General features: G+C 69.1%; 29 protein-coding genes and 1 tRNA gene. 13 read left to right on the plus strand and 17 right to left on the minus strand.

Going from position 1 to position 25,733, the window contains the following annotated elements; all coding sequences use genetic code 11:
- Positions 1-38: 38 nt before the first annotated feature.
- The 9 genes from EV380_RS01330 to EV380_RS01370 all read right to left on the minus strand — a co-directional run bounded on the left by EV380_RS01330 (position 39) and on the right by EV380_RS01370 (position 7,688).
- Positions 39-302: an NF038396 family protein gene (locus EV380_RS01330; RefSeq protein ID WP_278030528.1), complete on the minus strand. Its 264-nt coding sequence runs from the start codon at positions 300-302 to the stop codon at positions 39-41.
- Positions 303-848, minus strand: a complete 546-nt coding sequence (locus tag EV380_RS01335) for a dihydrofolate reductase (RefSeq protein ID WP_130448828.1) — start codon at positions 846-848, stop codon at positions 303-305. It lies immediately after the preceding gene.
- Positions 845-1,648 carry a thymidylate synthase gene (locus tag EV380_RS01340; RefSeq protein ID WP_130448830.1) on the minus strand — a complete coding sequence of 268 codons (804 nt, stop codon included), beginning with the start codon at positions 1,646-1,648 and terminating at the stop codon, positions 845-847. Before EV380_RS01340 ends, EV380_RS01335 begins: the two co-directional genes overlap by 4 nt.
- 10 nt (positions 1,649-1,658) lie before the next feature.
- Positions 1,659-2,171 carry a DUF1648 domain-containing protein gene (locus EV380_RS01345; protein WP_130448832.1) on the minus strand — a complete coding sequence of 171 codons (513 nt, stop codon included), beginning with the start codon at positions 2,169-2,171 and terminating at the stop codon, positions 1,659-1,661.
- A gap of 53 nt (positions 2,172-2,224) precedes the next feature.
- Positions 2,225-2,551, minus strand: a complete 327-nt coding sequence (locus EV380_RS01350) for a GNAT family N-acetyltransferase (protein WP_102158357.1) — start codon at positions 2,549-2,551, stop codon at positions 2,225-2,227.
- A gap of 95 nt (positions 2,552-2,646) precedes the next feature.
- The gene (locus tag EV380_RS01355; RefSeq protein WP_130452045.1) at positions 2,647-3,612 is read right to left on the minus strand and encodes an NUDIX hydrolase; all 966 of its coding nucleotides are present in this window, start codon (positions 3,610-3,612) and stop codon (positions 2,647-2,649) included.
- Positions 3,612-5,828, minus strand: a complete 2,217-nt coding sequence (locus EV380_RS01360; protein ID WP_102158356.1) for an RNA degradosome polyphosphate kinase — start codon at positions 5,826-5,828, stop codon at positions 3,612-3,614. Before EV380_RS01360 ends, EV380_RS01355 begins: the two co-directional genes overlap by 1 nt.
- A 97-nt stretch (positions 5,829-5,925) precedes the next feature.
- Positions 5,926-6,915: a mycothiol synthase gene (gene mshD, locus EV380_RS01365; protein WP_130448834.1), complete on the minus strand. Its 990-nt coding sequence runs from the start codon at positions 6,913-6,915 to the stop codon at positions 5,926-5,928.
- A 65-nt stretch (positions 6,916-6,980) separates the two neighbouring features.
- Positions 6,981-7,688 carry a winged helix-turn-helix transcriptional regulator gene (locus tag EV380_RS01370; protein WP_102158354.1) on the minus strand — a complete coding sequence of 236 codons (708 nt, stop codon included), beginning with the start codon at positions 7,686-7,688 and terminating at the stop codon, positions 6,981-6,983.
- A gap of 251 nt (positions 7,689-7,939) precedes the next feature.
- Here EV380_RS01370 and EV380_RS01375 point away from each other — a divergent pair, with 251 nt between their 5' ends.
- From EV380_RS01375 to ygfZ, 3 genes are all read left to right on the plus strand, one after another.
- On the plus strand, positions 7,940-8,566 hold the full coding sequence (locus EV380_RS01375) for a hypothetical protein (protein ID WP_130448836.1): 627 nt from the start codon (positions 7,940-7,942) through the stop codon (positions 8,564-8,566).
- Positions 8,567-8,750: 184 nt separating this feature from the next.
- The gene (locus tag EV380_RS01380; RefSeq protein ID WP_130448838.1) at positions 8,751-9,383 is read left to right on the plus strand and encodes a nitrobindin family protein; all 633 of its coding nucleotides are present in this window, start codon (positions 8,751-8,753) and stop codon (positions 9,381-9,383) included.
- 100 nt (positions 9,384-9,483) lie between these two features.
- A complete protein-coding gene (gene ygfZ, locus EV380_RS01385; protein WP_130448840.1) occupies positions 9,484-10,605 on the plus strand; it encodes a CAF17-like 4Fe-4S cluster assembly/insertion protein YgfZ in 1,122 nt (373 codons plus the stop codon).
- Here ygfZ and EV380_RS01390 read toward each other — a convergent pair.
- The 5 genes from EV380_RS01390 to EV380_RS01410 all read right to left on the minus strand — a co-directional run bounded on the left by EV380_RS01390 (position 10,602) and on the right by EV380_RS01410 (position 14,730).
- Positions 10,602-11,333, minus strand: a complete 732-nt coding sequence (locus tag EV380_RS01390) for a GNAT family N-acetyltransferase (protein ID WP_130448842.1) — start codon at positions 11,331-11,333, stop codon at positions 10,602-10,604. The genes ygfZ and EV380_RS01390 overlap by 4 nt on opposite strands.
- Positions 11,334-11,477: 144 nt before the next feature.
- Positions 11,478-12,506 carry a 6-phosphofructokinase gene (locus EV380_RS01395; protein ID WP_102158349.1) on the minus strand — a complete coding sequence of 343 codons (1,029 nt, stop codon included), beginning with the start codon at positions 12,504-12,506 and terminating at the stop codon, positions 11,478-11,480.
- Positions 12,507-12,639: 133 nt separating this feature from the next.
- Positions 12,640-12,888 carry a PspC domain-containing protein gene (locus tag EV380_RS01400; protein ID WP_102158348.1) on the minus strand — a complete coding sequence of 83 codons (249 nt, stop codon included), beginning with the start codon at positions 12,886-12,888 and terminating at the stop codon, positions 12,640-12,642.
- Positions 12,889-12,892: 4 nt separating this feature from the next.
- Positions 12,893-13,249 carry a hypothetical protein gene (locus EV380_RS01405; protein WP_130448844.1) on the minus strand — a complete coding sequence of 119 codons (357 nt, stop codon included), beginning with the start codon at positions 13,247-13,249 and terminating at the stop codon, positions 12,893-12,895.
- The gene (locus EV380_RS01410; RefSeq protein WP_130448846.1) at positions 13,246-14,730 is read right to left on the minus strand and encodes a PspC domain-containing protein; all 1,485 of its coding nucleotides are present in this window, start codon (positions 14,728-14,730) and stop codon (positions 13,246-13,248) included. Before EV380_RS01410 ends, EV380_RS01405 begins: the two co-directional genes overlap by 4 nt.
- Before the next feature lie 125 nt (positions 14,731-14,855).
- Between EV380_RS01410 and EV380_RS01415 the strand changes: the two genes are divergently transcribed.
- Together EV380_RS01415 and EV380_RS01420 are read left to right on the plus strand one after the other, a co-directional pair.
- The gene (locus tag EV380_RS01415; RefSeq protein ID WP_242607462.1) at positions 14,856-16,223 is read left to right on the plus strand and encodes an ATP-binding protein; all 1,368 of its coding nucleotides are present in this window, start codon (positions 14,856-14,858) and stop codon (positions 16,221-16,223) included.
- Complete coding sequence (locus EV380_RS01420) at positions 16,220-16,906, plus strand: LuxR C-terminal-related transcriptional regulator (RefSeq protein ID WP_130448848.1); 687 nt, start codon at positions 16,220-16,222, stop codon at positions 16,904-16,906. Before EV380_RS01415 ends, EV380_RS01420 begins: the two co-directional genes overlap by 4 nt.
- A gap of 118 nt (positions 16,907-17,024) precedes the next feature.
- On the opposite strand, the gene EV380_RS01425 is transcribed toward EV380_RS01420, so the two are convergent.
- A complete protein-coding gene (locus tag EV380_RS01425) occupies positions 17,025-18,218 on the minus strand; it encodes a pyridoxal phosphate-dependent aminotransferase (RefSeq protein WP_130448850.1) in 1,194 nt (397 codons plus the stop codon).
- Between the two features lie 318 nt (positions 18,219-18,536).
- On the opposite strand from EV380_RS01425, the gene EV380_RS01430 reads away from it, so the two are divergent.
- The 5 genes from EV380_RS01430 (at position 18,537) to rplA (ending at position 21,334) form a co-directional block, all read left to right on the plus strand.
- Positions 18,537-18,609: transfer RNA gene (locus EV380_RS01430), tRNA-Trp, on the plus strand.
- 124 nt (positions 18,610-18,733) lie between these two features.
- Complete coding sequence (secE, locus tag EV380_RS01435) at positions 18,734-18,997, plus strand: preprotein translocase subunit SecE (protein WP_102158342.1); 264 nt, start codon at positions 18,734-18,736, stop codon at positions 18,995-18,997.
- 85 nt (positions 18,998-19,082) lie between these two features.
- Positions 19,083-19,931 (plus strand): transcription termination/antitermination protein NusG, encoded by an 849-nt coding sequence (gene nusG, locus EV380_RS01440; protein ID WP_130448852.1) that lies wholly within the window; start codon positions 19,083-19,085, stop codon positions 19,929-19,931.
- 130 nt (positions 19,932-20,061) lie between these two features.
- Positions 20,062-20,493, plus strand: coding sequence for a 50S ribosomal protein L11 (rplK, locus tag EV380_RS01445; RefSeq protein ID WP_102158340.1), 432 nt, complete (start codon positions 20,062-20,064; stop codon positions 20,491-20,493).
- A gap of 136 nt (positions 20,494-20,629) precedes the next feature.
- Positions 20,630-21,334 (plus strand): 50S ribosomal protein L1, encoded by a 705-nt coding sequence (gene rplA / locus EV380_RS01450; RefSeq protein WP_102158339.1) that lies wholly within the window; start codon positions 20,630-20,632, stop codon positions 21,332-21,334.
- A 101-nt stretch (positions 21,335-21,435) separates the two neighbouring features.
- Here rplA and EV380_RS01455 read toward each other — a convergent pair whose 3' ends face one another.
- A complete protein-coding gene (locus EV380_RS01455; protein WP_130448854.1) occupies positions 21,436-21,990 on the minus strand; it encodes a GNAT family N-acetyltransferase in 555 nt (184 codons plus the stop codon).
- Between the two features lie 312 nt (positions 21,991-22,302).
- On the opposite strand from EV380_RS01455, the gene rplJ reads away from it, so the two are divergent.
- The 3 genes from rplJ to EV380_RS01470 all read left to right on the plus strand — a co-directional run bounded on the left by rplJ (position 22,303) and on the right by EV380_RS01470 (position 24,582).
- Complete coding sequence (gene rplJ, locus EV380_RS01460; protein WP_102158337.1) at positions 22,303-22,851, plus strand: 50S ribosomal protein L10; 549 nt, start codon at positions 22,303-22,305, stop codon at positions 22,849-22,851.
- Between the two features lie 72 nt (positions 22,852-22,923).
- A complete protein-coding gene (gene rplL / locus EV380_RS01465) occupies positions 22,924-23,301 on the plus strand; it encodes a 50S ribosomal protein L7/L12 (protein WP_102158336.1) in 378 nt (125 codons plus the stop codon).
- Positions 23,302-23,466: 165 nt separating this feature from the next.
- Positions 23,467-24,582: an acyltransferase family protein gene (locus EV380_RS01470; protein ID WP_130448856.1), complete on the plus strand. Its 1,116-nt coding sequence runs from the start codon at positions 23,467-23,469 to the stop codon at positions 24,580-24,582.
- Here EV380_RS01470 and EV380_RS01475 read toward each other — a convergent pair.
- Positions 24,530-25,717, minus strand: coding sequence for an acetyl-CoA C-acetyltransferase (locus tag EV380_RS01475; protein ID WP_242607463.1), 1,188 nt, complete (start codon positions 25,715-25,717; stop codon positions 24,530-24,532). The two genes, EV380_RS01470 and EV380_RS01475, sit on opposite strands and share 53 nt — an antisense overlap.
- Between the last annotated feature and the right edge of the window lie 16 nt (positions 25,718-25,733).

A 25,733-nucleotide genomic window follows, 5' to 3' on the forward strand; every position in this document is an offset into this window, starting at 1 on the left:
GGTTACGCCGTTGTGAGCAGCGCGACGGCGACGGGCGCTTAGTCCTCGGCGTCGTCACCGGGCGGGTTCGCGACGATGTGGCGGCGCCGGCCGATGGCCCAGAGCGCGCCGAACGTGAAGGCCTGCGTGACCACGAGCAGGACGATCAGGCCCGGGATCTTTTGCCCGCTGATGATCATCCACAGGCCCAGGGCCGCGAAGACGAGCGCCAGCAGCGGGAAGAGCATGTACCCGAGCAGGAACAGCGGCTCGGGTTTGTTCAGGGCGGCCTTCACGTCGGCCTTGAGATCGGCGAAATTCACCTAGGCGGTCCTCTCGGCGCCGTCGCGGCGCCAGTAGTCGAAGCGGTACTCGAGTCCGTTGGCGGCACGCGCCCACGCGCCGGTGGCCGGCTCTGCTGGCAAGCGCGCCCAATCGGCGCCCAGGAGCGGCGCGTGCGTGTCGCCGTCGTACTGATGGTTGATCACGGTGACCACGGCGTCGCGCGCGTGCGGCGCGAACGCCGCGTAGACCTGCCCGCCGCCGACGATCCACACGCGCTCACCGCCCTCGGCGGCAGCGGCCGCCGCGAGCGCCTCGGCGATCGAGGGCACGACGACGCCGCCCGCCGCGCGCACCTGGTTCGCCGTCTCCTCGTGTGAGGTGAGGACGATGTTGGTGCGCCCGGCGAACGGGCGGAAACGCGGCGGGATGGACGCCCAGGTGTTGCGGCCCATGATCACCGGGTGGTCCATGGTGGAGGCTTTGAAGTGCGCCATGTCCTCGGGCAGGTGCCAGGGCATGGTGCCGTCGCGGCCGATGACGCCGTCGGCCGACTGGGCCCAGATCATGCTGATGCGCGGCGTCATACGGCGATGGGCGCCTTGATCGCCGGGTGGTGCTCGTAGCCGAGGACCTCGAAGTCCGCCAGCGTGTAGTCGAAGATCGACGCCGGGACGCGGTTCAGCTTCAGCTGCGGGGCGGGCAGGGGCTCGCGGGAGAGCTGCTCGCGGACCTGATCGACGTGGTTGTCGTAGACGTGCACGTCGCCGCCGGTCCAGACGAAGTCCCCGACCTCCAAGCCGGTCTGCGCGGCGACCATGTGGGTCAGCAGCGCGTAGGAGGCGATGTTGAAGGGGACGCCCAGGAACATGTCGGCGCTGCGCTGGTAGAGCTGGCAGGAGAGCCGGCCGTCGGCGACGTAGAACTGGAACAGCGCGTGGCACGGCGGGAGAGCCATGTTCTCGATCTCGCCGACGTTCCACGCCGAGACGATGTGGCGGCGCGAATCCGGGTTGTTCTTGATGGACTCGATCAACTGGGTGATCTGGTCGACGTGTCCACCGTCCGGGGTCGGCCACGATCGCCACTGGACGCCGTAGACCGGGCCCAGCTCGCCGTCGTCATCCGCCCACTCGTTCCAGATCCTGACGCCGTTCTCCTGCAGCCAGCGGACGTTTGAGTCGCCGCGCAGGAACCAGAGCAGTTCGAGCGCCACGGACTTGAAGTGGACGCGCTTGGTCGTGATCAGTGGGAACGACTCGGACAGGTCGAAGCGCAGCTGCCGGCCGAACACGCTGCGGGTGCCGGTGCCGGTGCGGTCTCCCTTGTGGGCGCCGGATTCCAGGACGTCGCGCAGCAGGTCCTCATACGGAGTGGGGATAGGCATGGCGCCCAGTCTACCGGGACGCTGTGCCGCGCGCGCCGTGAGCACTGGGATCGAATTCCTCGCGAATCCATGTGTTCATCCGGCCGGTCGCGCGGAAGGCGATGACGAGGACTGGGACGATCAACACCATGCAGGCGAGTACCCACCACGTTCCTGCGCCGAGCAGGAGACCGATGGGCGCGGCCGCGACGAGGAGCCCGACCCAGAAGGCGATACCGTGGGCGACGTGCCGGATGAAGCGCCCCTTCATCACGAGGTAGCGCTCGGAATCCGCCTCGGCGAGCCCCTGCGGGTCCCGGACGCCGTTGATGCGGATCTTGGCCGGATTCAACAGGCCGATACCGAGGACGACGGCGACCGGCCCGGCCGCCGTTGCAGCGTAGGCGAGCAGCGGGATCGGCGACTTCTCCACGAGCCGGTCGGCCTCACCCGCGCCGTCCCAGTGCACGGGTAGCGGGTCCGGTAGGAACGGGTAGGCCCCGGCCATGGCGATCAGCAGGAGAGCGAGCGGGAGGAGCGCCACGGCGAAGGACCACCGCGGGGTCGGACCAAACGGATCCCTCGTGGGGCCGGGCGTCACGCGACGAGGTCGTTGTACTCGGGGTAGCGCGAGAGGTAGTCCTGCACGTAGGAGCACTCGGGGACGATCGTCGAGCCCTCGGCGCGCAGCCGGTCCAGCACGAGCGTCACGAGCGCCCGGGCGTAGCCGCGCCGGCCGAACTCCTCGCTGATGATGGTGTGCTGGAGCGTCACGACGTCGCCGTCGCGCGAGTACCCGAGGAAGCCGATGAAGCTCGGCCCCTGCCAGAGTCCGAAGCGCTCGCGGCCGGGGTCGTGGTCGAGCCGCAGGTCTTCGTGCGCGATCTTCTCCGGCTGCTCGTGCCCGGTCGTGTCAGCGGCCATGGCCACTCCTCGCTCTCGACGTCGATTCTCGTCTGTAGCCTAGCGGGCGCCGGGCCCCGGCGACAGGGGCCCGGCGTTACGGTCCGTGGCCGGCCTCAGTCGCCGAAGGGGGCGATGACCTCGACCGACACGATCCGCCAGCTCGTCTTGGACTGCTGCGCGACGATCATCGATCCTGGATCCAGATACGGGTTCGAGTCCGGGAGGAACTTCGCGATCCCCGGCGCACATCGGGCCCGCAGCGCCTCGAGCGCGTGCGGCAGCACGGGGCGGTGAGTGCAGACGGCGATGCATGCCTGCTTGTCGAGCTGTTTGAGGATCTGCTTGACCGCCTTGATTGGCTTCCGGTCCGCGGCGTGCTCGGTGAGCGAGTTCGCGAGCTTGACGCCCATGTCCTTGCGTTTGAGGTAGGGCGAGACCGTCTGCACGCAGCGCGTCCACGGGCTGGAGACCACCTTGGACGGGTTCCAGGCCTCGAGCACGTTGGCGACCGCGATCGCCTGCCGCTGCCCGGTCGCGGCCAGCGGCCGCTCGCCCTCCTCTTTCGTCCACGTCGAGCGGGGCTTGGCCTTGGCGTGGCGTACGACGACGAAGGGGAGCGTTTCGAGGTCCCCGGAGGTCCAGGCCCGCTCGAGCGCGTCGAGGGGCTTCTGATCGGAGACGCTCGTCAGCATCCGGCGGGCGGTGTCCACGGAGACCCATTTGGTGGCGTCGACCTCGTCGCCGTCGGGCACGACACGCTGGCCGTCGACGAGCGCCGCCCAGTAGTACACGACCTTCGGACCCGACTTGACCTCGTACCGGATGGCCGGAAGGGGCAGGCCGAGGGCGATCTCGAGCCCGACCTCCTCGCGCACCTCGCGGACGGCGCACTCGGGGACGGATTCGCCCGGATCGAGCTTGCCCTTGGGCCAGGACCAGTCGTCGTAGCGGTCGCGGTGGATCAGCAGGACCTCGAGGGAGTTCTCGCGGCGGCGCCAGGGGATGACCCCGGCGGCCACGACGGCGACCGGCTCCGCGACCGTCGCCTCATCGTCCGAGGAGCGCAGCGGCACGGCGATCAACGGCGGGTCGCGTTCCGCTTGCGCTGGCGGGAGGCGAGTAGCCAGCTCTGGATGTCCGACAGCGGCTCGCCGTCCGCGTCCAGGTGGCTGCGGTTCCAGACGCCGTCGGGGCCCAGGTGCCAGCTCGCCGTGGCGTCGTCGAGATAGCGGTCCAGGATGCCGACGAGCTCGCCGATGGCCTCGCGATTGGAAAGCTGGACCAGCGCCTCGACGCGGCGGTCGAGGTTGCGGTGCATCATGTCGGCCGAGCCGATGTACACGACCGGGTCGCCGCCGTTGGAGAACGCGAAGACGCGGGAGTGCTCGAGGAAGCGGCCGAGGATCGAGCGGACGCGGATGTTCTCGCTCAGGCCCGGGACGCCCGGGCGGAGCGCGCAGATGCCGCGGACGATGATGTCGACCTGGACGCCAGCCTGCGAGGCGCGGTACAGGGCGTCGATCACTGCCTCGTCCACAATCGAGTTGACCTTCAGGATCACGCGCGCAGCGAGGCCCGCCTTGTGGTTGGCGATCTCCTGCTCGATCCGGTCGATCAGGCCCGAGCGCAGCGAGCGCGGGGCCACCAGCAGGCGCTTGTAGGTCGAGCGCGGGGCGTAGCCGGAGAGCTGGTTGAACAGGCGGGAGACGTCGTCGCCGACCTGGTCGTCGCACGTGAGCAGGCCCAGGTCCTCGTAGAACCGGGCGGTCGACGGGTGGTAGTTGCCGGTGCCGATGTGGCAGTAGCGGCGCATCCGCTCACCCTCGCGGCGAACCACGAGCGAGAGCTTGCTGTGCGTCTTGAGCCCGACGATGCCGTAGACCACGTGCACGCCGGCCTGCTCGAGCTTGCGCGCCCACGAGATGTTGGCCTGCTCGTCGAAGCGGGCCTTGATCTCCACGAGGGCGAGGACCTGCTTGCCGGCCTCGGCGGCGTCGATGAGGGCGTCGACGATGGGGGAGTCGCCCGAGGTGCGGTAGAGGGTCTGCTTGATCGCCTGGACCTTGGGATCGGAGGCGGCCTGCTCGAGGAAGGCCTGCACCGAGGTGGAGAACGAGTCGTAGGGGTGGTGCAGCAGGATGTCGCGGCGCCGCATCGCGGCGAAGACATTCGCGGCCTTCGACGTCTCGGACTCGTTCAGGTGCCGGGAGGTGTGGGCGATGTGCCGCGGGTAGTGCAGGTCGGCGCGGTCGATACCCGCGATGACGCCGAGTCCGCGCAGGTCCAGGGGAGCGGGCAGTTCGAAGACCTCGTCCTGCTCGACGCCCAGCTCGCGCACGAGCAGCTCCTTGACCGCGGGGTTGATGTCACTTGCGATCTCGAGCCGCACGGGCGGGCCGAACCGGCGCCGCAGCAGCTCCTTCTCGAGGGCCTGCAGGAGGTTCTCGGCGTCGTCCTCCTCCACCTCGAGGTCCTCGTTGCGCGTGACGCGGAACGTGTGGTGCTCGACGACCTCCATGCCCGGGAAGAGGTGCTCCAGCTGTTCGGCGATGACCGACTCCAGCGGGATGAAGCGGGCCACGGAGTCCGGGGTCTTGCCCGAACGCCGACCGTCCACGGAGACCAGCCGCGGCAGCGTGTCCGGGACCTTGAGCCGCGCGAAGAGCTCCTTGCCGCTGGTCTGGTTGCGGACGATGACGGCCAGGTTCAGGGACAGCCCGGAGATGTACGGGAACGGGTGGGCGGGGTCCACGGCCAGCGGGGTGAGGATCGGGAACACCTGATCGACGAACCACTGGTGCAGCTTCTCTTGCTCGCCGGTGCTCAGCTCCGACCACGTGCACAGGCGGATGTTCTGTTCCTCGAGCGCGGGCAGCAGGGTCGAGGCGAACGCGTCGGCGTGGCGCTGCTGCAGTCGGTGCGCGGTGTCGAGGATGTGCTCGAGCTGCTCCACGGGGCTGACGCCGGCGGCCGAGGGCACGGCCAGGCCGGTGGCGATGCGGCGCTTGAGGCCGGCGACGCGGACCATGAAGAACTCGTCGAGATTGGAGGCGAAGATGGACAGGAAGTTCACCCGCTCCAGCAGGGCGAGCTGCGGGTCCTCCGCGAGCTCGAGCACGCGCGCGTTGAAATCCAGCCAGCTCAGCTCCCGGTCTAGGAAGCGGTGCTCGTCCGCGAAGTCGCCGTCGGGGCCGAGCGTCGGCTCGAACTCGGGCAGTTCGATGCGGTCCTGCGTCGCGCGGGCGGCGGGCATTTCGCTGTCGCCGAACGAGGGCGTCGTCGTCGTGGTGTTCATGGTGCGGTGCGCGTCCTTCCGAGTTCCGTCGTCAGACCGCGCAGGTCGGCCTGCGGCGGCGCAACGATGCACTGATCAGTCTAGTATCCGGCGGGGCCTACGCGTTGCGCGCATACATGACGTCGACGTCCCAGCGCGTGAATCCGAGTTTCTCGTAGAGTGCGACGGCGGCCTCGTTGTCCGCGTCCACGTACAGCATGACGCCGTGCAGCTCGAGCGTGCGCAGGTGGTTGATGCCGGCGATGGTCAGGGCCTTGCCGAGGCCCGTGCCCTGGGCGGTCGGGACGACGCCGACGACGTAGACCTCGCCGATCGCGGCGTGCTCGCCCGTGGCATCCGCGCTCGCGGGGTGCACCTTGGTCCAGTGGAAGCCCTGGATCTCGTCGTTCATGTTGACCGCCAGGAAGAAACCGTCCGGGTCGAACCAGTCCTCGTCCATCCGGGCCTGCAGGTCGGCCAGGGTCATCGACCCCTGCTCCGGGTGGTGCGCGAATGCGGCCGCGTTGGCCGCCAGCCATTTGTGGTCGTCGTGGCCGGGCATGAACGTGCGCAGCTTGACTCCGGTCGGAAACGCGGGGGTCGGCAGCTCGTCGTGGCCCGTCAGGCGCATGCGCCAGAGCTCGCGCACCTGGCTCAGGCCGTGCCGCTCGGCCAGGCGGGCCGCCCCTGCGTGGTTGCCGTGCGACCAGGCCTGCAGGCCCGAAAGATCCGCCTGGACGGCCAGCACGTCGGCCATCGCGGACCCGATGCCGTCGTTGCGGAAGCTCGGGTGGACGACGAGTTCGAGCGTGCCGAGCGCGTCGGGGGAGTCGGTGTTCTGCGGCAGCACGGCGACGGCGGCGCCAACCAGCTCGGCGCCGGGTTCCGTCGTCGCCCCGTCGGCGTCCGAGTCCGCGAGGTAGGCGAGGGCCAGCCAGAGGGAGGCGGCGCCCGATCGCAGGTCCACGAGCGTCTGCTCGGAGAGCGGCGGGTTGCCGTCGGCGGCCTCGGCCGCGGTGGCCAGCGCGAGGATGTCGCGCACCTGCTCGTCGGTCGGGGCCGTGGCCCGCGTGATGATGCTCCAGTCGGTGTTCGTCTCGGCCGTCATGGTCTAAATCTAGTCGTCAGGGCCGCAGCCTGCCAGCATTGCCCCGGCGCGAAGCGCGGCGGGCGCTACGAGGCCTCGACGTTGCCTTCGGCCTCACTCACGGTGCGGGCGCTGGCGAACCGGTAGCCGACGTTGCGGACCGTGCCGATGAGCTGCTCGTGATCCGCGCCGAGCTTGGCGCGCAGTCGCCTCACGTGCACGTCCACGGTGCGGGTGCCGCCGTAGTAGTCGTAGCCCCAGACCTCGTGCAGGAGCTGGTCGCGGGTGAAGACGCGGCCGGGGTGCTGGGCGAGGTACTTCAGGAGCTCGAACTCCTTGTAGGTCAGGTTCAGCGGGGCGCCGTGGACCTTGGCCGTGTAGCTCGCCTCGTCGATCACGACGCCGGAAGCGCGGATCTCGGTCGGATCGTCCTGCGCGCCGTCGCCCGCGCGGCTCGACGCCAGGCGCAGCCGGGCCTCGACCTCGGCCGGCCCGGCGTTGTCCAGGACCACGTCGTCGGCCTTCCACAGCGGTGAGACGGCTGCCATTCCGCCCTCGGTCAGAATCAGGATGATCGGCGCGGAGTTGCCGGTCGTGTGCAGCAGCTGGCAGAGGGAGCGGGATCCGGAGAGGTCGCGGCGGGCATCGACCATGATGACGTCCGCGCGCTCGGCGTCCAGCAGAGCCGTCGCGGAGGCCGGGAAGACCCGCACCTCGTGGGCGAGGAGTTCAAGTGCTGGTAGTACGTCGAACGACGATTCCGACGTGTTCGTCAGAAGCATGATGCTAGCCATACCGGGTCTCCTCTGGGCTGGTGGACCTACGCGCTCGGCGGGCCGGAATGGTTTTCAGTATATGAGCGGTCAAGTTTCATTCATGTTGCGTGCTTCACGAAGAGGACACAGTCCCGACATCGGGGCCCGCTCTTGGACGTGTGGTGTTCATACGCGAAAAGCGCGGAAATTCGAGGTTTCCTCTGCCCGAACGACCGCGCCCGGGCGGGCCGGGAGGGCGTCCGGGGCCCTGATGAGGCAGGATGGGACGCGTGAGGAGCAAAACCATCGCCGCCGCCGCAGTGCTTGCCGCCGCCGCCTTGATCGTCGGCGCCGTGGCCGCGCGCGCGGGCCTCGAAGACGGGGCCGGCGCGAGCGTGTACCCGATGGCCGGCGTCGTCGCGGTTCTGATCGCCGTGTTCGCGTACGGGTGGCCGCGGCTGCTCAAGCTGCCCGACCCGTGGCACATCACGTGGCTGCTCCTGCTGGCCGGCTGGGCCGCGACCCTGGCGGCCACTCTCACCGCGCTGCCGTCCCCGATGCAGTGGATGCCGCTCTGCCTGGGGCTGGGCGTCGTCGGGGTCTTCGGCAGTCAGCTCGTGCGCGGCACGGGCGCCACCCGTCGCCTCGAATCGACGCTCGCCGCCTTGCTGGGACTGCTCGCGACGACGTTCGCCAGCGGCTGGGTCGCCGTCCTGAACCTCGCCGTGCTGGGCACGAACCCGCTGATCGTGCCGGTCGGCGCCGCCGTCGTGGCGTTGCTCACGCTCGTGGTGCTGCTGATACTCGCCGGGAGGCTCCCGCGTAGCACGTACGCGGGGAGCGCGGCGATGACCCTGGCACCCCTGCTGGCCTCGGGAACCCTGGTCTACTTCACACAGCGTCTCCTGCTGCAGTAGCGCGGAACACGCACCCCAGTATGCGGGTGCAAGTTCGTTAGTATGGGGGCATGGAAAACTACTTGGCACTCGAAATCTTCTTCATCAGCCTGCTGGTCGTGGCGGGTCTGGGCATGGCGGCCGTGGCCGGGCTGGTCGTCTCCCGCCTGTTCAAGGGCCAGAAGTAGGGCGCAGGTCGCACTGCATGGCCATCGAAATCCCCACGGATCTCACCCCCGAACTCGTCCCGCTGTCCTGGCTGCTCGGCACCTGGGAGGGCATGGGGCGTCTCGGCGAGGGTGAGGTCGACGACGAATACTTCCTGCAGCGGGTCCAGTTCGCCAACGACGGCCTTCCGCACTTGCAGTACCGCTCGGAGAGCTGGCTGACCCAGGAGGACGGCACCGTCCTGCGCCCTCTCGCCGTGGAGATGGGCTTCTGGCAGCTCGAGCGCGATCAGGTCGACGGCGACGCCGGCCCGGGCATGGTCCCGGGCGACGTCGTGCCGACCCTGCGCACCGCCGCCGACGTCGAGAAGTACCGCGGCGACGACGGTTTCCGGATCCAGGCGAGCATCGTGCACCCGGGCGGACTCAACGAGCTCTACCGCGGCACCATCAACGGCCCGCGCATCCAGCTCGAGACCGATCAGGTCCTGCGCGCCGCCGGCGCCAAGGAGTACACGCAGGCCACCCGCATGTACGGGCTCGTCAACGGCGAGCTGTTCTGGCGCTGGGACTCGGCCGGCGCGGGCGAATCGCTCACGGCGCACGCCTCCGCGGTGCTCAAGAAGCTCGACGGCGCCTCGACGAACGACGGTGCGGGCGGGTCCGCCTGACCCGCCCGCCAGCACGACGACGGCCGGGGACCATCGCCATCGCGACGGTCGCCGGCCGTCGTCGTCCCCTCAGACACCACCAGTCGCACAGGAGCAGCCCATGACGCACGCAGAAGAGAACCCCACCCGGCCCACGCCGTACACCTCGCCGCTGCTCGCCCGCGACGGGGCGATCGCCGGGGACGGCGCCGACGCGGGCGTCGCCGCCCACTACGGGCGGCCGCTGCCCGAGCAGCGCGCGCTCGAGGCCGGCGACGCGGTCGCCGACCTCTCCCACCGCGGCGTCGTCACGGTCACGGGTGAGGACCGGCTGACCTGGCTGAACACGCTCTCATCGCAGCACGTCCTGAACCTGGCGCCCGGGCAGTCGACGGAGTTGCTCTTCCTGTCCCTGCAGGGGCGCATCGACTACGACTGCCGGGTCGTCGACGACGGCACGAGAACCTGGCTGCTCGTGGAGGCCTTCGAGGCGGCGCCGCTGGCCGCGTGGCTCGACTCGATGCGGTTCATGATGCGCGTCGAGGTCGCGGACGCCACCGCCGACTGGGCCGTCGTCGCCTCCACGGTCGAGGTCGCGGACTTCGCGGACGATCTCGTCTGGAAGGACCCGTGGCCCGGCGTCGCAGAGGGCGGCTTCGCCTACTCGGGTGAGGAGCACCCGGGCCGCGACCGGCACTGGTACGAGTACCTGATCCCGTCCGCCCGGCTCGAGGAGGCGCTCGCCGGGCGCGAACTGGCCGGAACGATGGCGGTCGAAGCCCTGCGCATCGCAGCGTGGCGCCCGCGCTTCGGCCTCGACACGGACGAGAAGACCATCCCGCACGAGCTCGACCTGCTGCGCACGGCCGTGCACCTGAACAAGGGTTGCTACAAGGGCCAGGAGACGGTCGCCCGCGTGCACAACCTCGGCCACCCGCCGCGCCGCATCGTCTTCCTGGATCTCGACGGCAGCCACCACACCCTGCCGGTGCCGGGGGCCGACGTCGTCTTCGTCGACCCCAAGCGCGGAGAGCGCGTCGTGGGCAGCGTGACCTCGGCCGCGCTGCACCACGAGGCCGGGCCGATCGCGCTGGCCGTGATCAAGCGCAACGTGGACGCCGACGCGGTCCTGACCGTCGTCTCCGGGGACACCGAGTACGCCGCGTCCCAGCAGCTCATCGTCGCGACCGACGCCGGCCAGGTCGTCGGCCGCCAGACCGGATTCCTGCGGGGCCCGCGCTAACCGAGTGTCGCGGTGCTGACGCTGCCGGCGTCGAGGAACCCGACGTCGAGCGCCAGCTGGTGCGCCGCCGGCGAGTCCCGCGGGGCGCGCCACTGCGGCGTGTAGCCCTGGGTGAGCGCGTCGTCCGCGGCGACCGCCGTGATGTAGGCACCGAGCCCGTGCCGGCGGATCTGCGGCAGCGTCACCGTCGCGACGTCGGCGATGAGCCCCTCCCAGATGTTGTACGACGACGTCGCCAGGGGCGCCTGCCCCTCGTCGGCCACGAGCGTGAACGTGTGTTCGCGGCCGGAGAGGTCCAGCCCGACGGTGTCGTCCTTGGGGGAGGAGTCCTCGAGCAGGCGGGCGTGTTCGCGCTCGAACGAGACGGACGCCGTGTCCGAGGGCTCGACGTTCACGGGATCGTCGAGGTAGTACAGCGCGAAGTCTCCGCTGCTGCGCAGGCCCGCGGCGTCGTCGTGCCCGCTGCCCCGCAGCGCGCGGACCAGCCCGGCGCTGGCGGCGAGGGTGTCGTCGTCGTAATCGGAGAGCACCTCGAGCGCCCACGCGGGGGCGCACAGCACCGTTCCCGTCAGGTAGCGCAGGAAGAGCACCGAGCCGTCGTCGACGGGCACGGCCAGCCGTTCCGACGGCGCACCCATGGCGGCTTGCTGCAGGGCATCGTCGGGCAGGCCCAGCCGGCGGGCCCAGACCAACGCGACGATCGCGCGTGTTCCGCTCTCCAACTCCATGGCCTCAGCTTAGGGCCCGAGCGCCGTGAACCGACAGGACGGGGGGTGTGGCTTCGCGCGCGTGTCCCGGGCGAGGGGCCGAAGCGGGCGCGAAAAAGGGCCGGCCCCGCGCGATGCGGAGCCGGCCCGTCTCGAGGCGCGAATCTAGCCGAAGAGGATCGAGGCCTCGTCGTAACGTTCCTGCGGGACGCGCTTGAGGTGGCCGAGGGCGTCCTCGAAGCGGACGCGCTCCACCGTGGTGCCGCGCAGCGACACCATTTCGCCCCAGGCATGATCGTGGACGGCCGCGACGGCGTTCATGCCGAGGCGGGTGGCGAGCGTGCGGTCGAAGGCCGTCGGGACGCCGCCGCGCTGGATGTGGCCCAGCACGGTGGCGCGGGATTCGATGCCCGTGCTCTGCTCGATGTCGATGGCCAGGCGTTCGCCGATGCCGCCGAGGCGGGGACGGCCGAACGCGTCGAGGCCGCGGTCCGAGTAGGCTTCGTCGGCGCCTTCCGGGATCCAGCCTTCGGCGACGACGATGAGGGGTGCGCGGCCGCGCTCGTTCGCCTGGAGCACCCACTCGTTGACCTGCTCCATCGTCACGGACTGCTCCGGGATGAGGATGGCGTGGGCGCCGGCGGCCATGCCGGAGTGTAGGGCGATCCAGCCTACGTGGCGGCCCATGACCTCGGCGACCATGCAGCGGTGGTGGGATTCGCCGGTGGTGCGCAGGCGGTCCATGGCCTCGGTGGCGATGGAGACCGCGGTGTCGAAGCCGAACGTGTAGTCGGTGGCGTCGAGGTCGTTGTCGATGGTCTTCGGGACGCCGACGATGTTCAGCCCGGCGTCGGTTAGGCGCTTCGCTGCGGCCAGGGTGCCTTCGCCGCCGATCGCGATGATCGCGTCGACGCCGTTGGCGTCCATCATCTTCTGGATGTTCTCCGGGCCGCCGTTCTCGCCCTCGAAGGGGTTGGTGCGGGACGTGCCGATGATGGTGCCGCCCTGCTTGGAGATGCCGCGGACCGTGGAGCGGGGGAGTTCGACGATGTCGCCCTCGACGACGCCGCGCCAGCCGTCCCGGAAGCCGACGAACTCGTGACCGTAACTCTTGATGCCGTTCAGGACGGCGCCACGGATCACGGCGTTCAGGCCGGGGCAGTCGCCGCCGCTGGTCAAAATACCGATGCGCATGCGCTTCGCTTTCTTCAGTCTGTTCCCGGTTGGTGGCCGGATGGACAAGTAAGCACGACGCTGGGCCTGACAGTAAATGGTAGCAAGAACGAGACGGTCGCCACAGTGGAGACTGTGACGACCGTCAGCGGTATCAGCGGTTCTTGCCGTTGATGAGCTTCTCGAGCGGGATGCTGCCGTCCTGCCAGGGCAGCAGCAGCCAGGCGACGATGTAGGCGCCGATGCCGATGACCGGCAGCAGGAAGGAGAGCAGGACGCCGATCCTCACGAGGGTCGGGTCCCATCCGAACTTGGCGGCGATGCCGCCGGCGATGCCGCCGACCCAGCGGTTCGGGCCACGACGGAAGTTTGTGGAGCGCAGGGCGTCGAAGAACTTGTCCATAGCGTTAGCCTTTCATATTCGTGCGATCAGCGGTGGAGTTGCGGCGGGCTGCCGAGATCCCGCCGACGACCATGATGAGGCCGGCGCCGATCAGGATCGAGACCGTGACGAACGCCGGGTTCACCACGATGTCCAGGTACTGGTTGCCCAGCGTCAACGCCCCGAGGACGAAGACGATCAGCCCGAAGATCAGCGTACCCAACGGAACCGTGTTTTTGATGGGTGCCGCTGCGGAGGGCTGGTCGGTGCCGGCGCGCGTGATCGGTTCCGTGGGCTGGGCGACGCCGGAGGTGTCGATCGGCTCGGTCGGGCGGCTGGAGTCGTCGCCGTGCTCTGCGGGTTCGCTGGTGTACTGGCTCATTTGGCTGCCTCCATCGGCTCGAGCGGCTGGATGTGCTGGTGGGCGGATGTCGGTGAATCCTCCGTGTCGTGGTCCGCGTCCTCGAAGGAGTCGTCGGGTTCGGCGTCGTCCCACAGGGAACTGTCCGAATCGAGCATGTCCTCGCCGTCGCCGTCGACGATGATGTCGACCCGGCTGAAGGCCCCGTTCACATCGAGGGTCAACGACGGGCCCTCGGTCACGTCCGTCAGGAGATGGTTCTGCGGGGTGGTGACTCCGGAGATCTCCAGCAGCTCCATGCCGTCGGCGGAGGTGACCTCGACGCTCATGAACGGCGCCGCGCCGTCGAGGTAGACCGGGATGTCCCCCGGCACGATGATGGTGGTGCGGCTGAACGCGGTGTTGAAGGGAACGCTCGTGTCTTCTTCGATGGATGACATGTAGGTGAGGTCGGTCCGGCTGCGCGAGAAGGCGTAGACGCCCTCCCTGTGGTCGGTCAGGGAGTCGTAGGAGTCGGTCCAGAAGAGGCCGTGGTTGCGGTAGTCGCTGCCGCCGAGAGCGCCGGAGAAGAGTCCGACGATCAGGGCGGGGATCAGCAGGAGCACGGCCCAGCCGGTCAGGGCGCCGCCCGAGCGCTTGCTCAGCGCCGCCGCGACCAGGCCGGCGCCGACGACGGTCAGGGCGACCGCGGTCGCGACCGTCCAGGCCCAGAAGCTGATGCGCGTCTGGGAGAAGTAGTCGGCCGCGAGTACTGCGGAGCCGGCGAGGAGCGCGACGCCGAGGACGATCGCCGTGGACGCTCCGCTCAGGCGTGCGTGCCGCGGGCGGGGCGCCGGTGCCGGCTTGGGCGGCTTCGGCGGGACGTACGACGACGGCGGGGCGGGCTGGGGCGCCGTCGTGCCGGATCCGCCGGGGGCGTCCCCGGAGCGTGTAGCTGCTGCGAACGGTGCCGCGCTGCCGGGTGCCGGCGCGGGACCGAAAGCCGGGGCTCCCGGTGCGTAGGCCGCGGTCCCCGGGGCGGGCGGGGCGTCCTTGCCGGGGGCCGGCGGACCGCCCGGCGCCGCGCCCTGTGCGGCGGAGCGGTTGCGGTGGCGGGCGACGAAGAACCACACGACGAGGCCGACGAGACCGAGGAAGACGAGGCCGCCGAAATCGACGACGTCGCGGTCCCAGAACCGCGGGCGGAACCAGTCGGCCGTGCCCAGGACGAGCAGCACCAGCGCGCCGGTGAAGCCCATCGTCCAGTTGCCGCGGCCGACCTCCTGAACGTGGATGCGGCCGGTCGGGCCGGGCAGCAGCGCCCACGCCAGGCCGTAGAGGAAGAGGCCGACGCCCGTGAAGAGGACGACGATCAGCACGATGCCGCGCACGAGGATCGGGTCGAGCCGGGTGCGCGCGGCCAAGCCGGACGCGACGCCGCCGATCCAGCGGTCGGAACCGCGCTGCAGGTCGAGCGAGCGCAGCCAGCGGAAGAAGGAGTGTTCGGCAGGTGTCGAGTTCATGACTCCATCCTTCCCGCCCGCCGCCCGGCCCGCTATTGGGGTCTGCCCTGAACGGACCCTGATTCGGACCCCGGGTTCCCTTGAAAAGCGGCCCCGGGGCGCCGTGCGCGTGCTTTAGTGGTTCCATGAGCACCATGCACACTCCCGCTGAGGCGCCCGGCGAGCAGGCCGAGCGGCCGCCACTGTTGCGCACGGAGGCCCGGATCGTCGCCGGCGTCTGCGCCGGGCTGGCGGCCCACCTCGGCACTGGCACGCGCACGATGCGCGTGCTCATGGTCCTGCTCGCGCTCGCCGGCGGGGCGGGCCTCGTGTTGTACGCGTGGCTGTGGGTGCTCGTACCCAGCCAGACCGACGCCGCACGCTCGGCCGAGGCGATGGGTGCCGGCCGCCGCCGCAACCTGGCCGAGGCGATGCGCGAGCTGCCGCGCCAGGGCTTCGGCGAGAACCCCACGGGTTCCGCGGCGCGCTACGTGCTCGTCGGGGCGGCCTGCCTGATCGCCGGCCTGCTGCTGTTCGCGCAAGTCAGCGGGCTCGATTTCGCGTGGCAGCTGATCTGGCCGGCCGTGCTCATCACCGCCGGCGCGGTGCTCGTGTGGACGCAGATCGACGTCGAGCGCTCCCGCGCCGTGGCGGCCGCCGCCGGGCACGGCGACGCCGGCCGTCCGAGCCGCTGGAGCCTGTGGCTGCGGTTGGCCGCCGGGCTCGCACTCGTCGTGACCGGGCTGATCCTGCTCGTCGCCCAGTCCCTGACGGTGGAGGCGCTGTGGTCCGGGGCGCTGCTCGCGTTCGTGGTGCTCGCGGGCCTCGTCGTCGTGCTGTTGCCGTGGGGGCTGCGCTTCTGGCGCGACTTCACGACGGAACGGGCGAGCCGCGTGCGCGCGGCCGAGCGCGCCGACATCGCGGCCCACCTGCACGATTCGGTCCTGCAGACGCTCGCGCTGATCCAGAAGCGCGCGGGCGACGAGGCGCACGTCATCCGGCTGGCCCGCGCGCAGGAGCGCGAGCTGCGCCGCTGGCTGTATCAGGAGTACGACGTCGAGCCGACGAACGTCGGCGAGGCGATCAAGGCGGAGGCCGCGGAGCTCGAGGCCCATCACGCGGTCAGGATCGACATCGTGACCGTCGGTGCACTCGACGGCGGGGCGGGCCAGGACGCGCTCGTCGCGGCCGCGCGCGAGGCCATGCTCAACGCCGCCAAACACGCCGGCGGAGCCGTCTCCGTCTACGTCGAGGGGCGGCGGCCGCCGAACGGGCCGGCGACGGTCGAGGTGTTCGTACGCGACCGGGGCACCGGGTTCGACCCGGACGATGTGGCCGAGGACCGGCTCGGCGTGCGCGAATCGATCGTGGGGCGCATGCGCCGTCACGGCGGGAGCGCCACCATCCGTTCGGGAGAGAATGGAACCGAAGTGGCCCTGAAGCTCGAATTCGGGGACGGCCGGGCGCGCAGCGCGTCCAGCGCCGAACCCGACAACACCGAGGACGGAACATGAACAACTCTGACCAGATGCCCTCCGGGACGCGGGAGGCGGCGCCGATCGACGTCGTCGTGGTCGACGACCATGCGATCTTCCGGGCCGGCCTCAACGCTGAGCTCGACGCGCGGCTGAACGTCGTCGGCGAGGCCGCGAGCGTCGAGCAGGCCGTGCAGGCGGTGCGCGAGCTGCGGCCCGCCGTCGTGCTGCTCGACGTGCATCTGCCGGGCGGGCGCGGGGGCGGCGGTGCCGAGGTGCTGGCCGAATGCGCGGGCGAACTCTCGCGGACCCGGTTTCTGGCGCTGAGCGTCTCGGACGCCGCCGAGGACGTCGTGACCGTCATCCGGGCCGGGGCTCGCGGCTACATCACCAAGTCCGCCTCCGGGAAGGACATCTCCGACGCCGTGGTGCGGGTCGCCGGCGGGGACGCGGTGTTCTCGCCACGGCTGGCAGGATTCGTGCTGGACGCGTTCGGCACGGGGGCTGCGGTGAGCGCGGACGACGAGCTGGACCTGCTCTCGGCGCGGGAGCTCGAGGTCATGCGGCTCATCGCCCGCGGCTACTCCTACAAGGAAGTGGCCAAGGACCTGTTCATCTCGGTCAAGACGGTGGAGACCCACGTCTCCGCCGTGCTGCGCAAACTGCAGCTCTCCAACCGGCACGAACTGACCCGGTGGGCCGTGGACCGGCGCATCCTCTAGGGCCGCCGGACCAACGCAGGCTCTAGCGGAGGCCGGGCCGACCCGCAACGACGAGTGGCGGCCCGGAGATGGACTCGGGCCGCCACTCGTTCGTTGCGGTGCTGGAGGTGCGGCAGCCTCAGCCGTTGAGCAGCTTCTGCATGCGGCCGACGCCCTCGGCCAGGTCCTCGTCGCCGAGCGCGTAGGACAGGCGGACGAAGCCGGACGGGCCGAACGCCTCACCCGGGACGATCGCGACCTCGGCCTTCTCCAGGATCAAGGCGGCCAGTTCGGCGGAGGTCTGCGGGGTGACCCCTGCGATCTCGCGGCCCAGCGCGCCGCGGACGTCGGCGTAGGCGTAGAACGCGCCCTCCGGCATCGGCGCGTAGAAGCCGTCGATCTCGTTGAGCGCGGCCACCATCGTCAGGCGGCGGCGGTTGAAAGCGACCTTCATTTCGTTCACGGCGTCCAGCGGTCCCGACACTGCGGCCAGGGCGGCCATCTGCGCGACGTTTGACACGTTGGAGGTCGCGTGCGACTGCAGGTTGGTCGCCGCCTTGATGACGTCCGCGGGGCCGGCCATCCAGCCGACGCGCCAGCCGGTCATCGCGTAGGTCTTGGCCACGCCGTTGAGGATGACGACCTTGTCGCCGAGCTCGGGCACGGCTGTGGCGATCGACGTGAACTCCGAACCCGCGTACACGAGGTGCTCGTAGATCTCGTCGGTGACGACCCACAGGTCGTTCTCGGCGGCCCAGCGGCCGATCGCGGCGACCTCGGCGGGCGTGTAGACGGCGCCGGTCGGGTTCGACGGCGAGACGAACAGCAGGATCTTCGTGCGCTCCGTGCGCGCGGCCTCGAGCTGCTCGACGCTCACCTTGTAGCCGGCCTCCGGGCCGGCGAACACGTCGACGGGCACGCCGCCGGCGAGGCGGATGGACTCCGGGTACGTCGTCCAGAACGGGGCCGGCACGATGACCTCGTCGCCCGGGTCCAGCAGCGTTGCGAACGTGTTGTAGACGGCCTGCTTGCCGCCGTTGGTCACGAGCACCTGGTCCGCCTCGAGCGAGTACCCCGAGTCCCGGCGCGTCTTCTCGGCGATCGCCGCCTTGAGCTCCGGCAGGCCGCCGGCGGGGGAGTAGCGGTGGAATCGCGGGTTCTTCGCGGCCTCGATCGCCGCCTCCACCACGTAGTCGGGGGTCGGGAAGTCCGGTTCGCCGGCGCCGAAACCGATGACGGGACGGCCGGCGGCTTTGAGCGCCTTGGCCTTCGCGTCGACGGCGAGCGTGGCCGATTCTGCGATGGAACCGATGCGGCGGGAGATCCGTGACATACGCGAGTGTCTCGCTTTCGTGTGCGTGCGTGCGTGTGGGCGGGCGGCTCCAGCTTAGTCTGCCCTCACCTGCGCGCACCAACGGTGCGCGCGCTTTACGTCGCGGCACGACGACGGCGCTTTCGGGCCACGTTCCGGGCTGCCGGATCCGGTGCTCACCGCCCCGCGGTCCGGGGAGCGCGCGGACCCGCGGACGCTCGGTTCGACTTGCGCCGCCCAATTGCGTAAACTTGTTCCTCGGTGTTGGAAAACGCCACGATCAAGCGCGACTTGCGGGCCTAGCCCGAAAAGGCCGTATGATCGGGTGCAACGCATCAAAGGGTAGTGGCGCAATTGGTAGCGCAGCGGTCTCCAAAACCGCAGGTTGCAGGTTCGAGTCCTGTCTGCCCTGCGCAGTGGCAATCACGGGCAACCGTGACGTGCTCAGCGAAATCCACGTCACGGTGTCTCGCAGGTCTCGAGGGACCAGCGGGGCACCGTGACTGTTTCACTACACATGACTGGAACGAGGAACTGTGACCGAGATCGCGGCTGGCAGCTCGAACAATTCGCAGAGCCCCAAGGGTGACCGACGGGGTGTCTTCGCTGCGATCGCGCTGTTCCTTCGCCAGGTCGTCTCGGAGCTGAAGAAGGTCGTCATCCCGACGAAGCGGGACTGGTTCAGCTACACGCTGATGGTCCTCGGCTTCGTCGCCGTCGTGATGGTCATTGTCAGTGCACTGGACTTCCTGTTCGGGCAGGCGTCGATCTTCGTCTTCACGAACCAGCTGGAACAGTAAGTCTCACACGCGGTCACGACGGGCCGGACGCGGCTGCCGCACGATGAATACTTCTGGTTAACCAGTAATAGAAAGCAGGAACCTAGTGTCCGATCAGGAACTCGAAGCGCAGGGCAACGACGAGAACGTCGAGCCGGCAACCGAGACCGCCGCCGAGCAGGCGCCGGCCGATTTTGCTGTCTCCGAGGCTGACGAGCAGTCCGAGTCGACTGAGACCGAGTCCACCGAGCCGGCTGCGGCGGAAACCGCCGAAGAGCCCGCGGCTGCCGACGCCGAGCCGTCCGAAGACTCCGAGGACGTTGCGGCCGAGGAGGCCGAGCCCGAGGTCGACCCGAAGGAAGAGCTGCGCACCAAGCTGCGCCGGCAGCCGGGCGACTGGTTCGTCATCCACTCCTACGCTGGCTACGAGAACCGCGTCAAGGTGAACCTCGAGACGCGTGCCCAGACCCTCAACATGGAGGATTTCATCTACGAAATCCAGGTCCCCATGGAAGAGGTCGTGGAGATCAAGAACACCGCCAAGAAGATCGTCCGTCGCGTTCGCATCCCCGGCTACGTGCTGGTGCGCATGGACCTGACGGACGAGTCGTGGGGTGCGGTTCGCCACACGCCGGGCGTCACCGGCTTCGTCGGCAACGCCCACGACCCGGCCCCGCTGAGTCTGGACGAGGTGTTCTCCATGCTCGAGCACACGGTTGTCACCGAGGAGACGGACAAGGGCTCAAACAAGCCGGGCCGTGCTCCGATCACCGAGGTCAACGTCGACTTCGAAGTCGGCGAGTCCGTGACCGTGAACGACGGCCCGTTCGAGACGCTCCCGGCAACGATCTCGGAGATCAAGCTCGAGACCCAGCAGCTGGTCGTGCTCGTGTCGATCTTCGAGCGCGAGACGCCGGTGACCCTCTCGTTCGGTCAGGTCACCAAGATCCAGTAGCATTGAAGCTTCGGCCTCCTTCGGACCGCTTTGACCGGTAGGAGGCCGTCCGGCTGCCGCGCCACGGCGGCCGACCCCCTGACGCACGCTCCTGTGCACCAGGGAAACGCAATGAGAAGAAGGACCCGACATGGCCCCCAAGAAGAAGGTCACCGGCCTCATCAAGCTGCAGATCCAGGCAGGCGCCGCCAACCCGGCACCGCCGATCGGACCCGCGCTTGGTCAGCACGGTGTCAACATCATGGAGTTCTGCAAGGCTTACAACGCGGCGACTGAGTCCCAGCGCGGCAACGTGATCCCTGTGGAGATCACGGTCTACGAAGACCGCTCCTTCACCTTCGTCACGAAGACCCCGCCGGCAGCCGAGCTGATCAAGAAGGCAGCAGGCGTGCAGAAGGGTTCGGCTACCCCGCACACCGTCAAGGTTGCGAAGCTGACCCAGGCGCAGTGCGAGGAGATCGCCGAGCAGAAGATGGTCGACCTGAACGCCAACGACGTTAAGGCCGCCGCCAAGATCATCGCCGGCACCGCCCGCTCCATGGGCATCACCGTCGAGGGCTAAGACCCTCACCCGCTCCGAATCCTCGGGGCACCCCCATTATCAAATAGATCTCGCCGGCCACCGGGCCGTGACGGGACACAGTGGCAGGGTCGAGCGCGACCCATACAGACCACGACTGCATAAGGAGAACAAGCAGATGGCAAAGCGCAGCAAAGCATACGAGGCAGCTGTAGCCAAGATCGAGGACGGCAAGCTGTACTCGCCGGCCGAGGCAGTGGCCCTGGCCAAGGAGACCGGCTCCGCGAAGACGGACGCGACCGTTGAGGTCGCTTTCCGCCTGGGCGTCGACCCGCGCAAGGCAGACCAGATGGTCCGCGGCACGGTCAACCTCCCGCACGGAACCGGCAAGACCGCTACCGTGGTCGTCTTCGCCAACGGTGACAAGGCCGAGGCCGCCAAGGCCGCCGGCGCCGACTTCGTCGGCTCCGACGACCTGATCGAGAAGATCCAGGGCGGCTGGACCGGCTTCGACGCCGCGGTCGCCACCCCGGATCTGATGGGCAAGGTCGGCCGCCTCGGCAAGATCCTCGGCCCGCGTAACCTGATGCCGAACCCGAAGACCGGTACCGTCACCATGGACGTGGCCAAGGCTGTGGGCGACATCAAGGGCGGCAAGATCGACTTCCGCGTCGACAAGCACTCGAACCTGCACTTCATCATCGGCAAGGTGTCCTTCGACGCCCAGAAGCTGGCCGAGAACTACAGCGCGGTCCTCGAAGAGGTCCTCCGCCTGAAGCCGACCTCCTCGAAGGGTCGCTACATCAGCAAGGCCACGGTCGCCACGACCTTCGGCCCGGGCATCCAGGTGGACCCGAACGTCACCAAGGTCGTCGTCGGCTAATCGACAGACCTGAGCCGCATGTGGCCGTCGTCCCCGACCGGGACGGCGGCCACACGCGTATCACCGGTCGACGACGACGAGGCGGCCTGGTGCCGGTTGCCTCACGGTCGGTCGACGCGGTAGATGTAGTGCAGCGGGTCATCGAGGGGATTGTCGGGACGCATCGGCGCCTCGGCAACGCGGCGCAGACCGGCCTTCTCCGCAGCCCGCCACGAGGCGGTGTTGGCGGCGACCACGGCGATGAAGACAGCCGGCGCGTCCGGGTAGTCCGTCCACGTGCTGTTCAGTACGCGGGTGATCATCAGCGTTCCGAGGCCGCGTCCGCGCAGTTCGGGCCGGCCGATGAGGTAGTCGAGCTGAACGGCGCCCGGGGGCAGCTCGACGACGGCACCGTAGCCGGCGGCCTCGTCGGGGTAGTCGGCGATGGCGGATCGCTGCAGGAGTCCGATGGGCCGGCCCGACAGACAGATCACCAGGTCCTCGCCCGGTTCCTCGCCCCGGATGCTCGCGGCGAAGTCGCGCTCGACACCGGCTTGCGTGGAGTCGTGGTTCCACCAGCGTGCTACCGCCGGTTCGTGCAGCCAGCCGGCCAGCAGGGGCAGATCGTCGCGAACAAGCGGCCGCCAGGTGAGCTCTGCATCCTGAAACGATTCCATGCCGCCCAGTCTAGGCAGCGAGCATCCGCTGGAGTCGATTTTGCGAGCGGGCGTCCGGACGGTAGAGTTGTCCCTACCTAAGACCGTCGGTCGGTGTGTGTTCGGAATCTGAGTTGTCAGAAGAAGGCGTGCATCTGAAAGATCCTCGTAGAGGACGGCCCACGCAGGTGACACTTTCTTCGAAAGCCGCGCGACGTCGTCGTACTGACCGTGGTTCCTGAAGCCCTGTGCACCTGCACGGGGCGTTTTTTATGTCCAGCCTACCCGGGCGGGATCTGGCCGACACCCGACACTCACCCCGGAAGGAGGGTTATGGCAACGCCGAACAAGGTCTCCGCAGTTGAGGAGACCATTGCAGACTTCAAGGAGTCGAACGCCGCTGTCCTGACCGAATACCGCGGGCTCTCTGTTGCGCAGCTCAAGGAATTGCGCCGTGCGCTTGGTGCAGACACCAAGTACTCGGTCGTCAAGAACACCCTGACTGGCATCGCTGCCAAGGAAGCCGGCGTCGACGCGTTCGACGGCCAGCTTGCCGGCCCGACCGCCATCGCCTTCATCAAGGGCGATGCAGTTGCCGCAGCCAAGAGCCTGACTGAATTCGCCAAGAGCAACGAGAAGCTGGTCGTCAAGACCGGTTACTTCGAGGGCAAGGCAATGACCGCTGCAGAGGTTGCCGCTCTGGCAGCCCTGGAGTCCCGCGAGCACCAGCTGGCTCGTGTTGCCGGCGTACTGCAGGCTCCGGCCTCCGCAGCCGCCCGCATCATCGAGGCACTGCGCGCCAAGCGCGAAGAGGGCGGCGCTGAAGCTCCCGCCGCAGAGGCCGAGGAAGCACCCGCTGCCGAAGCCGCCGAAGAAGCCTAGAGCTTCTTCCACCCCCTAAAGCACATCTCTGCGGCGCCTAGAGGCGCCGCCCCAAGGAAAGGACGCCACACCATGGCGAAGCTCACCAACGAAGAGCTCCTCGAAGCTTTCAAGGAAATGTCCATCATCGAGCTCTCCGAGTTCGTTTCGGCCTTCGAGGAGACCTTCGAGGTCACCGCTGCTGCCGTCGCCGTTGCTGGCCCGGCCGGTGGCGCAGGCGAAGCCGCTGCTGAAGAGCAGACCGAATTCGACGTCATCCTCGAGTCGGCTGGCGAGAAGAAGATCGGCGTCATCAAGGAGGTCCGCGCGCTGACCTCGCTGGGCCTGAAGGAAGCCAAGGAAGTTGTCGATTCCGCTCCGAAGGCTGTCCTCGAGGGCGTCGACAAGGACGCAGCCGAGAAGGCCAAGGAGGCCCTCGAAGGCGCCGGCGCCACGGTGACCCTCAAGTAAGTTCCTTCCGGGACTTGCCGAGATTCGATCTCGGCGCAACGGCCCCGCCCGCGTGCATTGTGCACGCCGGCGGGGCCGATTGCATTGGCATCCCCACCGCTGGCTATCAGCGAATGTTCAGCGGATTACACTTCGCGCAAAGATTCACTCCGTAACCTATTCGTTATGAATAGACGTTTGGCGCTGCTCGACGGTCTCCGTCTGGTGGCCGCGCTGATGGTGGTCCTGTACCACTACACGGCGTGGAATCACGGCAACTGGGGGGACGAAGGTGCACGGGAAACCTGGCCCGGGCTCAGCCAGTTGACCGTCTTCGGCAACCTCGGCGTACCGCTCTTCTTCGTGATCAGCGGGTTCGTCATCCTGCTCTCGAGCTATGGCAAGCGGCCCGCTAAGTTCATCGGCTCGCGTATCGGGCGGCTCTTCCCCGCCTACTGGGTGGCGGTCATCGCGACCGGTGCACTCTTGTTCTTCATGTGGCCGGGCGCGGGCGACGATTTCACCTACGGCGACTGGGCGATGAACCTGACCATGATCCAGTCCGCCTTCGACGTCAAGAGCATCGACGGCGTCTACTGGACCCTGTGGGTGGAGATGCGTTTCTACGCGTGGATCCTGGCACTCATGCTGCTCGGCTGGCTCACCCCGGGCCGGATCCTGGCCTTCGCCGCGCTGTGGCCGGCCGCCGGCATCTTCGCTGAGGCGCTGGGCCTGAGCTTCCTCGAAGACGCGATGCTGAAGCAGCACGCACCCCTCTTCGCCGGCGGCATGGTGCTCTTCCTGATCTACCGCTTCGGCCACACGCCGCTGCGCTGGATCATCCTTGGCACCAACGTGGCGCTCTCCGCCTACTTCACGGGCATCCGCCTCAGCGGGGAGGTCGACTGGCTCGTCGGCTACGAGATCGCCCCCGAGGCCTACTGGCCGATGGTGGTGGCGGTCTTCGCCCTGCTGGCCGTCGTCACCCTGACCCCCGCGGTGAACCTGAACGTGCCGGGGCTGGCCGTCGCCGGCGCGCTCACCTATCCCGTCTACCTCCTGCACCAGATGTGGGGCTGGTGGGGCATCGGCATCCTCTCGGACTACCTGCCGCAGTCCGCCACGCTCGCCGTGGTCATGCTCGTCGTGCTCGGCGCGGCCTACGCCGTCCACCGGTGGGTGGAACGGCCCCTGGGGCGTCCGCTAGCAGGGGCCGTCACCCGCGGCGTCGACCTGTCGGGGGCGTGGCTCAGCGGTGCAGCAGCAGCGCTTCGCCCTGCCCTCCTCCGCCGCACAGGCTGACCGCAGCCGTCCCACCGCCGCGCCGGTCCAGTTCGAGGGCGGCGTGCAGCGCCAGCCGAGCGCCCGACGCCCCGATCGGGTGGCCCAGGGCGATGGCGCCGCCGTGGATGTTCGTGCGTTCGAGGGGGTAGTCGAGGTCGGTGAGCGACTGGCATGCCACGGCGCCGAAGGCCTCGTTGATCTCGATGAAGTCGAGCTCGCGCACGTCGAGGTCGGCCCGCGCCAGCGCCGCCCGGATCGCGTTCGACGGCTGCGAGTGCAGCGAGTTGTCCGGACCGGCCACCTGGCCGGGCTCGCCGATCCGCGCGAGGATGTGCAGCCCGTTCGCCTCGGCGTAGGCGCGTGAGGTGACGACGACGGCGGCCGCGCCGTCGGAGAGCGGCGAGGAGTTGCCCGCCGTGATCGTCCCGTCGGCGGCGAACGCTGGACGCAGGCCGCCGAGCGACTCGGCCGTCGTCGTCGGTCGGATGCCCTCGTCTTCGGCGACGACGACGGGATCGCCCTTGCGCTGCGGGACGGGGACGGGCGCGATCTCGGCGTCGAACACTCCGTCCTGCTGGGCCCGGGCCGCCCGCTGATGCGAGAGCGCGGCCACCTCGTCCTGCTCCGCGCGAGTGAGGCCGAGGACCGAGTTCTTCCGCTCGGTGCTGACCCCCATCGAGATCTTGTCGAACGCGTCGGTCAGGCCGTCGTGCGCGACGGAGTCGATCGCCGCGATGTCCCCGTAGGACCAGCCCATGCGGCTGCCGGGCAGCACGTGCGGCGCGTTGGTCATCGACTCCTGACCGCCGGCCACGACCACGTCGGCCTCACCGAGGCGCACGAGCCGGGCCGCGTCGGTGATCGCGGCGAGGCCCGAGAGGCACACCTTGTTGATCGTCACGGTCGGCACGTCCCAGCCGATACCGGCGGCGATCGCGGTCTGGCGTGCCGGATTCTGGCCGGCGCCGGCCTGAACGACCTGGCCGAAGACGACGCCGTTCACCGAGCCGGCGTCGACCCCGGACTTCTCGAGGGCCGCCGTCACGGCGTGGGCCCCGAGCTGGACAGCGGTAAGAGCTGCGAGGCTGCCCTTGAACCGCGTGAACGGGGTGCGGGCGCCGCCGACGATGACCGCTTCGTTGAGGTCAGACACTGATTCTGCTCCGCTC

The sequence above is a fragment of the Zhihengliuella halotolerans genome (assembly GCF_004217565.1).
Classification (GTDB): domain Bacteria; phylum Actinomycetota; class Actinomycetes; order Actinomycetales; family Micrococcaceae; genus Zhihengliuella; species Zhihengliuella halotolerans.